Annotated in this window: 17 protein-coding genes and 1 tRNA gene; 16 read left to right on the plus strand and 2 right to left on the minus strand. The window is 32.3% G+C overall.

Annotation, left to right across the window (positions count from 1 at the left end; genetic code table 11):
- Genes atpB through AC27L2_RS05025 form a run of 14 tightly spaced genes read left to right on the plus strand, consistent with a single transcriptional unit; the run spans nt 1 to nt 9,527 of the window.
- On the plus strand, nt 1–837 hold the full coding sequence (gene atpB / locus AC27L2_RS04960) for a F0F1 ATP synthase subunit A (RefSeq protein WP_487210584.1): 837 nt from the start codon (nt 1–3) through the stop codon (nt 835–837).
- Between the two features lie 20 nt (nt 838–857).
- Nucleotides 858–1,076 (plus strand): ATP synthase F0 subunit C, encoded by a 219-nt coding sequence (gene atpE / locus AC27L2_RS04965; protein ID WP_487210585.1) that lies wholly within the window; start codon nt 858–860, stop codon nt 1,074–1,076.
- A gap of 32 nt (nt 1,077–1,108) precedes the next feature.
- Complete coding sequence (gene atpF / locus AC27L2_RS04970; RefSeq protein WP_487210586.1) at nt 1,109–1,651, plus strand: F0F1 ATP synthase subunit B; 543 nt, start codon at nt 1,109–1,111, stop codon at nt 1,649–1,651.
- A 2-nt stretch (nt 1,652–1,653) separates the two neighbouring features.
- Nucleotides 1,654–2,211 carry an ATP synthase F1 subunit delta gene (atpH, locus tag AC27L2_RS04975; protein WP_487210587.1) on the plus strand — a complete coding sequence of 186 codons (558 nt, stop codon included), beginning with the start codon at nt 1,654–1,656 and terminating at the stop codon, nt 2,209–2,211.
- Between the two features lie 12 nt (nt 2,212–2,223).
- A complete protein-coding gene (gene atpA, locus AC27L2_RS04980) occupies nt 2,224–3,771 on the plus strand; it encodes a F0F1 ATP synthase subunit alpha (RefSeq protein WP_487210588.1) in 1,548 nt (515 codons plus the stop codon).
- A gap of 12 nt (nt 3,772–3,783) precedes the next feature.
- Entirely contained in the window at nt 3,784–4,668 is an 885-nt protein-coding gene (gene atpG / locus AC27L2_RS04985; protein ID WP_487210589.1) for an ATP synthase F1 subunit gamma, read from the plus strand.
- A 49-nt stretch (nt 4,669–4,717) separates the two neighbouring features.
- Nucleotides 4,718–6,052, plus strand: coding sequence for a signal recognition particle protein (gene ffh, locus AC27L2_RS04990; protein WP_487210590.1), 1,335 nt, complete (start codon nt 4,718–4,720; stop codon nt 6,050–6,052).
- 32 nt (nt 6,053–6,084) lie between these two features.
- Complete coding sequence (rpsP, locus tag AC27L2_RS04995) at nt 6,085–6,537, plus strand: 30S ribosomal protein S16 (RefSeq protein ID WP_487210591.1); 453 nt, start codon at nt 6,085–6,087, stop codon at nt 6,535–6,537.
- A gap of 44 nt (nt 6,538–6,581) precedes the next feature.
- Nucleotides 6,582–6,815, plus strand: a complete 234-nt coding sequence (locus AC27L2_RS05000; protein WP_487210592.1) for a KH domain-containing protein — start codon at nt 6,582–6,584, stop codon at nt 6,813–6,815.
- A 10-nt stretch (nt 6,816–6,825) separates the two neighbouring features.
- Nucleotides 6,826–7,344, plus strand: coding sequence for a ribosome maturation factor RimM (gene rimM, locus AC27L2_RS05005; protein ID WP_487210593.1), 519 nt, complete (start codon nt 6,826–6,828; stop codon nt 7,342–7,344).
- On the plus strand, nt 7,334–8,014 hold the full coding sequence (gene trmD / locus AC27L2_RS05010) for a tRNA (guanosine(37)-N1)-methyltransferase TrmD (RefSeq protein ID WP_487210624.1): 681 nt from the start codon (nt 7,334–7,336) through the stop codon (nt 8,012–8,014). The genes rimM and trmD overlap by 11 nt, the downstream gene beginning before the upstream one ends.
- Nucleotides 8,015–8,016: 2 nt before the next feature.
- Nucleotides 8,017–8,364 (plus strand): 50S ribosomal protein L19, encoded by a 348-nt coding sequence (rplS, locus tag AC27L2_RS05015; protein ID WP_487210594.1) that lies wholly within the window; start codon nt 8,017–8,019, stop codon nt 8,362–8,364.
- Nucleotides 8,365–8,411: 47 nt separating this feature from the next.
- Nucleotides 8,412–9,170 (plus strand): hypothetical protein, encoded by a 759-nt coding sequence (locus AC27L2_RS05020; RefSeq protein ID WP_487210596.1) that lies wholly within the window; start codon nt 8,412–8,414, stop codon nt 9,168–9,170.
- 21 nt (nt 9,171–9,191) lie between these two features.
- Nucleotides 9,192–9,527, plus strand: coding sequence for a hypothetical protein (locus AC27L2_RS05025; protein ID WP_487210597.1), 336 nt, complete (start codon nt 9,192–9,194; stop codon nt 9,525–9,527).
- Here AC27L2_RS05025 and AC27L2_RS05030 read toward each other — a convergent pair.
- Entirely contained in the window at nt 9,524–10,138 is a 615-nt protein-coding gene (locus AC27L2_RS05030; RefSeq protein WP_487210598.1) for a YqaA family protein, read from the minus strand. The two genes, AC27L2_RS05025 and AC27L2_RS05030, sit on opposite strands and share 4 nt — an antisense overlap.
- A 123-nt stretch (nt 10,139–10,261) precedes the next feature.
- On the opposite strand from AC27L2_RS05030, the gene AC27L2_RS05035 reads away from it, so the two are divergent.
- On the plus strand, nt 10,262–12,085 hold the full coding sequence (locus tag AC27L2_RS05035; RefSeq protein WP_487210599.1) for an AMP-dependent synthetase/ligase: 1,824 nt from the start codon (nt 10,262–10,264) through the stop codon (nt 12,083–12,085).
- A 229-nt stretch (nt 12,086–12,314) separates the two neighbouring features.
- On the opposite strand, the gene AC27L2_RS05040 is transcribed toward AC27L2_RS05035, so the two are convergent.
- Nucleotides 12,315–12,389, minus strand: a tRNA-Arg gene (locus AC27L2_RS05040).
- A 172-nt stretch (nt 12,390–12,561) separates the two neighbouring features.
- On the opposite strand from AC27L2_RS05040, the gene eno reads away from it, so the two are divergent.
- Entirely contained in the window at nt 12,562–13,860 is a 1,299-nt protein-coding gene (gene eno, locus AC27L2_RS05045; RefSeq protein ID WP_487210600.1) for a phosphopyruvate hydratase, read from the plus strand.
- Nucleotides 13,861–13,862 lie beyond the last annotated feature (2 nt).

The following is a 13,862-nucleotide window of genomic DNA, read 5'->3' on the forward strand; positions in this document are numbered from 1 at the left end:
ATGTGGTTTAATAATGTAGCACAGGATTCGTTAAATGCTGCAAAGTCTGGCTCTCAGGATACAGGCTGGATAATGCATCATATACTTGATTCCAAAGAACTTGATTTGACACCATTTGGAGTAATTCACCTTCCCGAAATTCATCTTTTTGGATTGGATTTATCCATTACTAAACATGTTGTATTCATGTGGATTGCTGCTATTATTTTGATTGTTACATTTATTAAGGTATCCAATTCGTATAAAAAGTCATTAGTCCCAAAAGGAATAACAAATTTTGTAGAAGTTCTTATAGTTTTTGTGCGAGATGAAATTGCAAAGCCAACCATTGGTCACGGTTATGAAAAATTTTTACCTTACTTATTAACTGTCTTTTTCTTTATTCTGACATGTAATTTTTTAGGATTAGTGCCTTACGCAGCAACATCAACAAGTAATATTGCTGTTACAGCTACATTGGCTACAATTTCATTTTTTGTAATTCAAATTGGCGGAATAATGAAGAATGGATTTTTTGGATATTTCAAAGGATTGGTGCCTCATGGAATTCCATTCTGGCTTGTTCCAATAATGTTTGTTGTTGAAATACTTGGATTATTTACAAAACCGTTTGCTTTAGCTATTCGTCTTTTTGCAAATATGACTGCAGGTCACATAGTGATTTTAGCTTTACTTGGTTTAATATTTATTCTTAGAACATATTTTGTTGTTCCTGTTTCAATTTCATTTGCTTTATTTATTTACTTGTTGGAAATTCTTGTAGCACTTATTCAAGCATATATTTTTACAATGCTATCATCTTTGTTTATTGGCATGGCATATCATCAAGAACATTAATATAAAAAAGGAGGAAATCAATGGAATTCGCTTATTTAGCAGCTGGCTTTGGTGCAGCTTTAACAGTAATTGGCGGTGCTTTTGGAATTGGTAAATTAGCAAGCTCAGCTATGGATGCAAGCGGCCGCCAACCTGAAGCTGCTGGAGAAATTAGAACTTCTATGATTATTGCTGCAGCATTAATCGAAGGTATTTCTCTTTTTGCATTGGTTATCTGTATTCTTTTAGCATTAAAATAATTTTTTCTCTTTCAAATTAAGGGAGAACTTTTATGGTTATAAGCAATTTATTAATTATTGCTTTAAGCAGTGGTGAGCATTCGGGTAGTCCTCTTGATGTTAATCCAGGCTTGATTTTGTGGACAGTTGTTACTGTAATTTTCTTGCTTATAATTTTATCAAAGCTTGCATGGAAGCCTATTTTAAAATCCCTTGATGAAAGAGAAAACTTAATTAAAGAATCTCTTGAAAAAGCTGAGAATGCAAGAAAAGAAGCAGAAAAATTAATTGCAGAAAATAAAACCAATCTGCAAAAGGCTGAAGCAGAAGCACAAAAGATTATCGACCAAAGCAGAGAATATGCTGAAAAATTAAAATTACAGATACTCGAAGAAAGTAAATCTCAGGCAAAAAGAATGATTGAAGATGCATCAAAAGAAATTGAAAGAAAAAATGCAGAAGCCTTTAATAAATTAAAAGAACAAATTGCAGATATCGCAATTAATGCTGCTGAAAAAATTCTCAGAGAAAATCTTGATAAAGAGAAACAAACTAAAATTATTGCTAAGTATCTTGAAGATCTTTCAAAGAACTGATTATGAGTGTTTACAGAATATCATATCGTTACGCTAATTCGCTTTTTAAGCTTGCTGAAGAAAAAAATACTTTAGCTAAAATTGCTGAAGATGCAGAACTGCTCTTTTCTACAATCAGCAATTCAAAAGAACTTCGAACATTGCTTAAAAATCCTGTAATAAAATCTGATAAGAAAAAAGAACTGCTGATAAAAATTTTTGAAGGCAAGATTAGCGATGATATGATGAGGTTTATTGACTTTGTTATTGAAAAGAATAGAGAAGATATTTTGTTGGATATTATGCAGGAATTTTTGAATCTGAGAGATAATAAAGAAGGTATTCTGCGTGTTCAAGTAATTACTGCTTTGGAAATTGATGATAATTTGAAAAAAGAAATTGAAAAAGTACTTGAAAACAAAGAGAGAAAAAAAATTAAAAGTACTTATGTGATTAATCCGAATATTCTTGGTGGTTATGTAATCAGATTTAAAGATACTGTAATTGATGCATCTCTTACGCATCAATTAGAAAGATTAAGAAAAAAGTTTTCAGAAGATATTAGTATTTCGAACAATTAGGATGAAAATAAAATGGTAGAAATAAGACCCGACGAAGTTTCTGCAATATTAAGAAAACAACTTGCCGGCTTCGATAATGAAGTTGATATTTATGATGTTGGAACTGTTCTTCAGGTTGGAGATGGTATTGCACGCGTTTATGGATTAACAAAAGTAATGGCAAGTGAACTTGTCGAATTCCCAAATGGCGTTATGGGAATGGTTCTCAACCTCGAAGAAGATAATGTCGGTTGTGTTCTTTTTGGAGAAAGTACTTTAATTAAAGAAGGGGATATTGTTAAAAGAACAAAACGCGTTGCTTCATTTCCAGTAGGTGAAGGCCTGCTTGGCAGAGTTGTTAATCCACTCGGCGAACCACTCGATGGCAAAGGGAATATTCAATTCGAAAAATATTCTCCAATCGAAAGAAAAGCACTTGGTGTAATTCAAAGACAACCTGTTAAGGAACCATTGCAGACAGGAATTACTGCTATTGATGCAATGATTCCAATTGGTCGCGGTCAAAGAGAATTAATTATTGGTGATAGACAAACTGGTAAAACAGCAATTGCAATTGATACAATCATTAATCAAAAATATACTCATACCGAAGAAGCTAAAAAGTATGGAATAAAACCTGTCTATTGTATTTATGTTGCTGTTGGACAAAAGAATTCTACAGTAGCTCAGGTTGTTGCTAAGCTCGAAGAATATGGCGCTATGGAATATACAACTGTAATTTCAGCACCAGCATCTTCTCCAGCGCCTCTTCAATATATTGCTCCATATGCAGGTGCAACTCTTGGAGAATATTTCAGGGATAAAGGAATGCATGCACTTGTAGTTTACGATGACCTTTCAAAACAAGCAGCTGCATATCGTGAACTTTCACTGTTGTTGAGAAGACCCCCTGGAAGAGAAGCTTATCCCGGTGATGTTTTCTATCTTCATTCACGTTTACTTGAACGTGCATCTAAATTAAGTGATGAAGAAGGAGGCGGAAGTTTAACAGCTCTTCCAATAATTGAAACTCAACAAGGTGATGTTTCTGCATATATTCCAACTAACGTAATTTCAATTACAGATGGTCAAATTTATCTCGAGCCTAATTTATTTAATGCTGGTGTTCGTCCTGCAATAAATGTTGGTATTTCGGTTTCTCGTGTTGGCGGTAATGCTCAAATTAAAGCAATGAAAAAAGTTGCTGGTTCACTTAAACTCGATTTAGCTCAATATCGCGAACTTGAAGCATTTGCAAAATTTGGTTCCGACCTTGATAAAGCAACTCAGAGAACACTTGCAAAAGGTGCACGACTTGTTGAACTTTTAAAGCAAGACCAATATTCTCCAATACCTGTTGAAAAACAAATTGTTAGTGTCTTTATAGGAACGAATGACTATCTTGAAACCATAGAAGTAAGAGATGTTAAAAGATTTGAAAAAGAATTTCATGAATATGTAGAAGTTAAATATCCTGAGATTTATGAAAATATCAGGTCAACAAAAGAATTAAGAGATGATACAGTTCAATTATTGAAAAAAGCTGCAAGTGAATTTCTTGAAAAATTTAAGAAAAGCTGATAATATTTTATAATGGCAACTTTAAGAGACATAAAAAGAAGAATAATTGGAATAAAAAATACTCAGCAGATAACCAAAGCTATGAAAATGGTTGCTGCTGCAAGGCTGCGTCGTGCTCAAGATAACATAATTAACGCTCGACCTTATTCACGTAAAATTTCTGAAGTTTTATCGCATCTGCTGAGTATCGAAAAAAATATTAACAACCCATTTTTACAGAACAGAAAAACAAATAATCTTGCAATTGTAGTTGTAACTTCAGATAGAGGTTTATGTGGAAGTTTTAATGTAAATGTAATTCGTAAAACAGAAGAATTGATTCATAACGATTACAAGCAATTATATGAAAATGGGAATGTATGGCTGTATTGTGCAGGTAAAAAAGGCTTTGATTATTTTTCTAAAAGAAATTATCAAATAGCAAATTCCTACCCAGGAATTTTTTCCCGCTTAAAATTTGAATTCGCTTCGGGTATAGTAAAAGAATTATCACAAAAATTTTTAGAAGGCGAGATTGACAAAGTTTTGTTGATTTATAATGAATTTAAATCTGTTATTCAACAAAAAACTGTAATAGAACAATTATTACCAGTTCAGCCGTTTTCAGAAAATAATTTTAATCAGCTGCAAGCTGTAGATTTTATTTATGAACCGAATAAAGTTGGTATTATAAATTTTTTGCTGCCTAAACACTTAAATGCACAGATGTGGAGAACCTTGCTGGAATCTTATGCTGCAGAACTTGCTGCAAGAATGACAGCAATGGATATGGCAACAGAAAATGCAAAAGAACTAATTCGTTCATTACAGTTAACTTACAATAAAGTTCGTCAGGCTACGATAACTAAAGAAATTATTGAAATTGTATCCGGAGCGAATGCCCTTAAAGAAGGCTGATAAACTTTTGAAATGAGTTTCCTTTTTATTATCTTTTTTACTGGAATTTATGCTTGAAGATTTAACAGAAAAACTTGAACGGACTTTAAAGAAAATTACAGGTCAAGGAAGATTGACCGAAGAAAATATTTCTGATACACTTCGGGAAATCAGACGTGTTCTTTTAGATGCTGATGTAAACTATAAAGTAGCAAAACAATTTATTGAAGATGTAAAAGCCAAAGCACTTGGAAAGGAAGTTTTGCTCTCTGTAACACCTGGACAACTCATCACAAAAATAATTTATGATGAGCTTACTAAACTTTTAGGTGGAACAGGTGCAGAATTAAAGTTAAATCCCACCGGCATAACGGTAATAATGTTGATTGGCTTGCAGGGATGCGGCAAAACAACTTTCAGTGCTAAACTTGCAAAATATCTTAAAGAAAGAAAAAGAAATGTTCTTTTAGTTGCTGCAGATGTTTACCGTCCTGCTGCTGTAAATCAATTGAAAATTCTTGGCTCTCAAATAAATGTTCCTGTTTTTTCAATTGATGGCAGCAATGACCCGGTAAAAATTGCTTATGAATCACTCAGCTTTGCAAAAGAAAATAAGCTTGATACAGTAATCATCGATACTGCTGGAAGGCTTCATGTTGATGATGAAATGATGCAGGAAGCAGCTGCAATTAAAGAAAAAGTAAATCCTACTGAAACTTTATTTGTAGTTGATTCGATGACAGGACAGGACGCAGTTAATTCTGCAAAAGCTTTTCATGAAAAAGTTGATTTTGATGGAATTGTAGTTACAAAGTTGGATGGTGATTCAAGAGGTGGTTGTGTTTTATCAATCAAAGCTGTTGTTGATAGACCAATTAAATTTGTAAGTGTTGGAGAAAAACTTGATTCAATTGAAATTTTTTATCCTGATAGACTGGCTTCGAGAATTCTTGGTAAAGGCGACATTATTACTCTTGTTGAAAAAGCTCAGCAGCAAGTAGATGAAAAAGAAGCAGAAGAACTTGAAAAAAAATTATTAGCAAATAAATTTGATTTTGATGATTTCTTAAAACAGATTAAGATGATTAAAAAAATGGGTTCTTTGAAATCTCTTTTATCAATGATTCCTGGTATTGGCTCTGCATTAAAGAATGCTGATATTGATGATAAACAATTGATAAAAGTTGAATCCATAATTCAATCCATGACAAAAGAAGAAAGAAGAAATCCTAAAATATTAAATGGAAGCAGAAGAAAAAGAATTGCACGAGGAAGTGGAAATTCTATACAGGATGTTAATAGATTGATAAAACAATTTAATCAAATGCAGCAGATGATTAAAATGCTAAATTCAAAATCTGGTAAAGCCGGCATAATGAATTTGAAAAATTTTAGAATTAATTAAAAATAATTATAAATAAAGGAGGAATAAACAAATTGGCAGTAAAGTTAAGACTGAAACGAATGGGAAAGAAAAAACAGCCAGTTTATAAAGTTGTGGCTGCCGATGCACGTTCACCAAGAGATGGTAAATTTATTGAAGCAATCGGATTATATAATCCAAAGACTGAACCAGCTACTGTTGAAATCAAAGAGGATAGAGCTTTATACTGGTTAAATGTTGGTGCTCAGCCAACAGAAACAGTAAGAAGCCTTCTTTCTCAAAAAGGAATTCTGTTAAAACGCGATTTAATGAAACGCGGTTTTTCAGAAGAGCAAATTGCTGCAAGAATGGAAGAATGGAATAAGTTAAAAGAAGCTAAGTTAGCAGCTGCTCTTAAGAAAGCTGAAAAATCTAAATCTAAAAAGAAATCAGAAGAAAAAGCTGAAACATCAGAAGATTCAAACAGTGCAGCGGAAGTAAAGGGTACTGCTTCCGGAGAAGCATAAATTATTAATTAGGTACCCTTATTCACTTATTGATAGGTACTCTTATGAAGGAATTTATTGAATTTATCGCAAAACACCTTGTTGATAATCCGGGCAATGTTTCTATTGAAGAAGCAAGACCCGATGAAAAAACAATCGAACTTACTTTAAAAGTAGGTGCCGAAGATGTTGGTAAAGTAATTGGTAAACAAGGCAAAACTGCTCAAGCAATGAGAACTTTGCTTACAGCAATTGCAGCTAAGGAAGGAAAACGAGCGATTCTAAAAATATTGGATTAATTTTTATTAAGTGAATGACTTAATTTTAATTGCTGTTGTAAAGTCTGTATTGAATAACGAGGGGTTTGTTGCGGTAGATTCTTATTCCGATTTTAATGAGAGATTCTTTGCTTTGAAGAAAATTTTTATTGAGTTCTTTGGAAACTCTAAAGAGTTCTTTGTCGAAAAAACAGAAATTATCGATGGCAATATTGCTCTTAAAATAAAAGGCTTTGATAACCCAAATGATGCTGCACTGTTAATCGGCAAAAAAATTTATGTTGATTCTGAAAATACTGTTAAGTTAGATAAAGATACTTATTTCATTCACGACTTAATTAACAGTGAAATTTACAGAAATGGTAAACTTCTTGGTTATTTGGTAGATGTATATGTTCTTAAATCTAATGATGTTTATGTGATTAAAGATTTATTCGGTAAACAAATTCTTTTACCTGCAGTAAAGGATTACATAAAAAATTTCGACCCCAAAAAGAAAAGATTGGAATTAGTAGAAGATTGCGATTTGCTTTATGATGATGAGAATTGATGTTATTTCTGCTGTGCCTGATTCATTAATCAGTCCTTTGAATACAAGCATAATCAAAAGAGCACAGGAGAAAAAAAAAGTTGAAATATATGTGCATAATCTTCGTGATTATGCTTACAATAAACATAAGCAAATAGATGATAAACCTTTTGGCGGCGGGCCTGGAATGTTGCTCAAACCCGAACCGTTCTTTGAATGTATAGAAAAACTTTTGAGCGAAAGAAATTATGATTATATAATTTATCCAACACCGGGCGGTAAATTTTATAATCAAGAATTGGCTAAAAAATATTCTCTCGCTCAAAATATTATGATTATTGCTGGACATTATAAAGGAATCGATGACCGTGTTCGACAGAAATTTGCAACCGATGAAATTTCAATTGGAAATTATATATTAACAGGTGGAGAAATTCCGGCTCTTGTAATTATTGATTCAGTTGTTAGATTAATACCCGGTGTTCTTAATGATAGTGAATCAGCTTTGAATGATTCTTTAATTGATGGAAATTATATTGAAGCACCTTATTATACACGTCCAGCTGAATATAAAGGAATGAAAGTGCCGGAAGTTTTACTTTCAGGCAACGAAAAAAAAATTAGAGAATGGAAAGAAGAACAATCAAGAATTTTAACAGAAAAATGGAAAAAGATAAATAATCTGGAGTAACAATGGATAAGCTAAAAGAAATAACAGAAAATCAATTGCGAACTGACCTCCCTTCATTTAAGGCAGGCGACCATATTCGTGTTCATGTGAGAGTTATTGAAGGTGATAAAGAAAGAATTCAACCTTTTGAAGGTGATGTAATAAACATCAGAGGCACAGGCTTGAGCAAAACTTTTACAGTTAGAAAAATTTCAAGTGGTGTAGGTGTTGAAAGAATTTTCCCTTATAACTCTCCTAAGATTGCAAAAATTGAAGTCCTTCGCGAAGGTAAAGTTCGCAGAGCTAAGTTGTTTTATCTGCGTAAACTTTCAGGTAAAGCAGCAAAGATTAAAGACAAGAATCTTAAATAATTACAAAAGCCGCTTTAATATGGCGGCTTTTTTTATTTGGGTTGTATATGAATCTTTATTTACCAAAAAATATTTTTTCATCAATATTTGAATCAAATATTCCTGAAAATGCAGATATAAAAATTATTAAGAAAGAATCTGCTCTGCTTACAAAACAGTTATTCAATGACCCTGATGCTATTGCTTTGATTCCTTCCCTTGAACTATTAAATCATGAAGATTTGCTTGTCTCTTCAAAGCTTAGTTTTTCTTTTGATGGAAATCTTTCTTATTCATATATGTATTTCACAGAAAATGAAAGAATGGTAGATAAAATTTTCATGAGGGCAGATGTTACAGTTAACGAAGTTATTCTTACTAAAATTTTATTTTCAGAAAGATATTCAATTTATCCAGAAATAACTCTTGATACATCAATTCAAAAGCAGCCTGAAAAAGATTATGTGGTAAGTGGTGATGAGAATTTTACTTCATGGAATTTTGAACATGGAATCAGCTTTGCAGATGAGATTTCTGATTTAATTGACCTTCCATATGTGAACTTCATTTTTGCTTCTCAAAACAAAAATTCATTGGAAAATTTTAATAATCTTTTTAATGAAGTTGATGCAAAGGTAGAAGATAACATTGATAATATTTTACATCCATTAAGCTATTCTGAAAATGTAAAATCATTTATTAAAGAAAATCTTGGGTCTATTTATTTTGAATTAACTCAGAATGAAATTGAAGCATTGAAAGAATTAGTAAAATTAACATACTATCACGAAATTATAGATGACCTTTTTGATATCAATTTTGTATGAAAAATCTTTAGTTTGATTATTATGTTAGAAACTATCTTAAATATTTACATAGTTATTGAAAATGATTTTGTAGTATCTTTTCGAGCAAAAGCATATGATGTTGAAGGCAGCGATGAACATAAAATAAAATTCTTAAAAGAAAATGCTGAAAAGGATTTTGAATCAGCATATTATTTTGATGCCCCTAAAAATAAAAAAGGTGAATTCATGCCTTATAGAAAATTTTCAAAACTCGAGTCACAAGGCATGCAATATCAATTATTTGAAGAAATTTTTGAAAAGTTTAATGTGCCTCAAAATCCACTTATTTGTGTAACGCCTGTTGTAAATGGTAAGGTTTTATCTCAGAAAAATTAAATCAAGTATTTAATAACAGTAAAACCACCAATCAATAATAAAGTAAAAGCAATAGCAAGCCAGTTAAAGTATTTATCGATAAATGTTTTTATAGGCTCGCCAAATTTCCAGATTAATCCAGCAACAAGAAAAAATCTTCCAGCTCTACTAATGATTGATGCAATGACAAACATTAATAGATTAATTTCGAATGCGCCGCCAGTTATTGTAAATACTTTGTATGGTATAGGTGTGAAACCTGCAGTAAAAATTATCCAGAAATTCCATTCATCATACATTTTTTTGACATCATAAAAAATTTTGTGAGTAAATCCTGGAACATTTGCAAAGAAAAATTCTGCAATAGATGAAAACTCATGAGAATCTTTCCACCATAAGAAATGACCAATTCCATAACCAGCAAGTGCTCCAAGCACAGAAGCAAATGTACATATAAATGCAAACTTAAAAGCTTTTTTTTGAGAACCTAAGACAAGTGCTATTAACAATACATCAGGAGGAATTGGGAAGAAGGAAGCTTCTGCAAATGAAAGCAGAAATAATGCTGCAGCTCCGTATGGAGTTTCTGCCCAATGCAGAACCCAATCATAAAGCTTTCTTAAGATTTTCATATTATTCTTATTTTGAAATGCAAGTATAGTAAAATCTGAAATTATGAAAAATTATTTTTTGCTTTCTTTCGTTGATTTTTTATAAGACTAAATTTATTTTGTTTCAAAATTTCGGAGGAATTAATGCCAGTACTAAAGGATTTTAAAACTATCCCTGAACTTTTCAATTTTATTACAACTGAATTTGGTAAAGGAAAAGAAAGACCAGTTCTTAAACATAAAGTAAATGATACATGGATAGGGATTACTTATGACCAGCTTTATGATGAAACTGTGAATTTTGCTTGTGGACTTGCTTCATTAGGAGTGAAGCGAGACCATAAAGTAGCTATCATCTCAGAAAATCGTCCAGAATGGGTCTATTCTGATATGGCAATTCTGGGAATTGGGGCAGTAGATGTTCCAATTTATCCAATCTCCACTTCAGAAACTATCGAGTACATTTTAAATAATTCTGAATCTGTTGGTGTAATAGTTTCTAATAAATTTCAGTTGAATAAGATTTTGAAAATTAGAAACAATTGTAAGCACTTAAAATTTATTGTTGTAATGAATAACAGTGATAAGACAAATGACAAAGATGTTTATTCTTTTGAGGAAGTTCAAAATAAAGGAAAAGAATTTAGGAAAGAGAACCCAAATTATTTTAAAGAACAAAGCGAACTTTGCAGAGAAACTGATTTGTGCACAATAATTTATACTTCAGGAACAACAGGCGAACCCAAAGGTGTTATGCTTTCACATAAAAATATTGTATCAAACATCAAAGCAGCTCACGAAGTTTTTTACATTGATGAGAATGATGTATTCCTTTCTTTCTTGCCTTTGTGTCATATATTTGAAAGAATGGCTGGTTATTATACAGCCTTTTCATGCGGAGGAACAATTGCTTATGCAGAATCAATTGAAAAGATTGCAAATAATTTATTGGAGATAAGACCAACAATAGTAACTGCAGTACCAAGATTATTTGAAAGAATGTATTCAAGAATTAAGAGAAATGTAGAAAGTCAATCAGAACGAAAGCAAAAAATATTCAACTGGGCAATTGAAGTTGGAAAGGAATATCAATTAGCAAAAAAATCCAATCAGCCTTTACCAATTTCACTTACTTTAAAACATAAACTTGCTGATAAATTAGTTCTATCAAAATTAAGAGAAAGAACAGGCGGAAGAATAAGATTTTTTATTTCAGGTGGAGCTGCTCTTGCCCGTGAACTGGGAATTTTCTTCGAAGCGGCAGGAATTTTAATTATAGAAGGATATGGACTAACTGAATCATCTCCAGTAATTGCAGTTAATCGCGTCAATGATTATAAATTTGGAACAGTAGGAAAACCATTACCTGGTGTTGAAATAAAAATTGCAAAAGATGGGGAAATACTTGCTTCAGGTCCAAACATTATGCTTGGATATTATAAGAATAAAAAAGAAACAGAAGAAACAATTAAAGATGGATGGCTTCATACAGGAGATATTGGTGTGTTTGATGCTGAAGGATTTTTAATTATTACTGATAGAAAAAAACATTTATTCAAAACTTCACAAGGTAAATATGTTGCCCCAACTCCAATTGAAAATATGTTCTTAGCTAGCAAATATATTGACCAATTTGTAATTATCGGCGACCGCCGAATGTTTATAACTGCTCTTATTGTTCCAGATTTTGAAGCTCTTAAAGAATATGCTGATGCAAACAGAATTCAATACAGCAGCGTAGAAGAGTTGGTAAAAATGAAACAAATTTATGAATTGTTAGATAAGGAATTAGACCAATTTCAAAAGAAGCTTGCCAGTTTTGAAAGAATCAGAAAATTTGCAATTCTTGATAAACCATTTTCAATTGAAACAGGCGAACTTACACCTTCGTTGAAAGTCCGCAGAAAAGTTATTGAAGAAAGATACAAAGATTTAATTGAAGAAATGTATAGAGGTTTAGAAGGTTAATATTGTTAAATGAAAAACATTTGTAAATCTAAAAGGACTCAATCTTCCGAGCAGTCCGCCTAAGGTGGACTGCTCTATCCATACTGAGCTGATTAATTGAAAGAAGAAAATCATAGATAAATTTTGTACCCCCGAGAGGACTCGAACCTCCGACCAATCCGCCTAAGGCGGACTGCTCTATCCATACTGAGCTGATTAATTGAAAAAAGAAAATCATAGATAAATTTTGTACCCCCGAGAGGACTCGAACCTCCGACCTAGAGTTTAGGAAACTCCTGCTCTATCCATACTGAGCTACGGGGGCAAATTTTTTTACAACACAAATATAAAAATTTTGCTATTCATTAATGATGAATGAAATCATTCATTCAGCTTTTTAATTTATTTTATTCAATAAAATATAATTCACATTGATATTACTTCATTCTTTTAATTATTTTTGTAATTGGAATTCATAAACTAATAGGAGCTAAGAAATGACTACAATAGTTGATGTTTGGGGAAGAGAAATCCTTGACTCAAGAGGTAATCCCACAATTGAAGTTGAAGTAACATTAGAGTGCGGAGTAGTTGGAAGAGCAGCTGTTCCCAGCGGCGCATCAACAGGCGAGAACGAGGCTGTAGAATTAAGAGATGGTGATAAATCAAGATACAATGGCAAAGGTGTTAAAAAAGCAGTTGAAAATGTTAATAACAGAATTGCAGATGAATTAATTGATTTTGATGTTTTAGAACAAGTAGCAATTGATAACTTGCTTTGTGAATTGGATGGAACACCTAATAAATCAGAATTGGGTGCCAATGCTATTCTTGGTGTTTCATTAGCATGTGCAAAAGCTGCTGCAGAAGTTCTTGGCTTGCCTTTGTATCGTTATATTGGCGGAACAAATGCAAGAACACTTCCTGTTCCAATGATGAATATTTTGAACGGCGGTAAGCATGCAGATAATAATGTTGATTTCCAAGAATTTATGGTTATGCCTGCAGGTGCTACAAGTTTTTCAGAAGCTCTCCGCATGGGAGTAGAAACATTTCATAGCTTAAAGTCTGTTCTTCATAAGAAAGGATATAATACAGCTGTAGGTGATGAAGGCGGCTTTGCACCAAACTTAAAATCAAATGAAGAAGCAATTGAAGTAATTCTTGAAGCAATTGAAAAAGCTGGTTACAAATCGGGAAAAGATATTTATATTGCACTTGACCCTGCATCAAGTGAAATGTGGGATAATGAAAAGAAAGCTTATTATTTCTTTAAATCAACTAAAGATTACATCTCACCAGAAAAAATGGTTGACTTCTGGGTTGACTGGGTAAACAAATATCCAATTATTTCACTCGAAGATGGAATGGCAGAATTTGATTGGGACGGCTGGAAATTATTAACTGACAAATTGGGGGATAGAATTCAACTTGTTGGTGATGACTTATTTGTTACAAATACAGAATTTCTTGCAAAAGGAATTGAAAGAGGAGTGGCTAATTCAATTCTAATTAAAGTAAATCAAATTGGAACTCTAACAGAAACACTCGAAGCAATTGAAATGGCAAAAAGAGCTGGTTATACTTCTATAATCAGTCATCGCTCCGGTGAAACTGAAGATACAACAATTGCTGATATAGCTGTTGCTACAAATGCTGGACAAATTAAAACTGGTTCTGCAAGCAGAACTGATAGAATTGCAAAATATAATCAGCTTTTAAGAATTGAAGAAGAACTTGATACTACAGCAATCTTTCCTGGTTTAGCTGCTATTAATTATAATCCTGAATTATAAAA

Source organism: Rosettibacter sp. KY25, assembly GCF_057554405.1.

Coding starts and splice junctions, on each gene's coding strand:
- atpB (WP_487210584.1), top strand. CDS start 1: ATGTGGTTTAATAATGTAGCACAGGATTCGTTAAATGCTGCAAAGTCT.
- atpE (WP_487210585.1), top strand. CDS start 858: ATGGAATTCGCTTATTTAGCAGCTGGCTTTGGTGCAGCTTTAACAGTA.
- atpF (WP_487210586.1), top strand. CDS start 1,109: ATGGTTATAAGCAATTTATTAATTATTGCTTTAAGCAGTGGTGAGCAT.
- atpH (WP_487210587.1), top strand. CDS start 1,654: ATGAGTGTTTACAGAATATCATATCGTTACGCTAATTCGCTTTTTAAG.
- atpA (WP_487210588.1), top strand. CDS start 2,224: ATGGTAGAAATAAGACCCGACGAAGTTTCTGCAATATTAAGAAAACAA.
- atpG (WP_487210589.1), top strand. CDS start 3,784: ATGGCAACTTTAAGAGACATAAAAAGAAGAATAATTGGAATAAAAAAT.
- ffh (WP_487210590.1), top strand. CDS start 4,718: ATGCTTGAAGATTTAACAGAAAAACTTGAACGGACTTTAAAGAAAATT.
- AC27L2_RS05000 (WP_487210592.1), top strand. CDS start 6,582: ATGAAGGAATTTATTGAATTTATCGCAAAACACCTTGTTGATAATCCG.
- trmD (WP_487210624.1), top strand. CDS start 7,334: ATGAGAATTGATGTTATTTCTGCTGTGCCTGATTCATTAATCAGTCCT.
- rplS (WP_487210594.1), top strand. CDS start 8,017: ATGGATAAGCTAAAAGAAATAACAGAAAATCAATTGCGAACTGACCTC.
- AC27L2_RS05020 (WP_487210596.1), top strand. CDS start 8,412: ATGAATCTTTATTTACCAAAAAATATTTTTTCATCAATATTTGAATCA.
- AC27L2_RS05025 (WP_487210597.1), top strand. CDS start 9,192: ATGTTAGAAACTATCTTAAATATTTACATAGTTATTGAAAATGATTTT.
- AC27L2_RS05030 (WP_487210598.1), bottom strand. CDS start 10,138: ATGAAAATCTTAAGAAAGCTTTATGATTGGGTTCTGCATTGGGCAGAA.
- AC27L2_RS05035 (WP_487210599.1), top strand. CDS start 10,262: ATGCCAGTACTAAAGGATTTTAAAACTATCCCTGAACTTTTCAATTTT.
- eno (WP_487210600.1), top strand. CDS start 12,562: ATGACTACAATAGTTGATGTTTGGGGAAGAGAAATCCTTGACTCAAGA.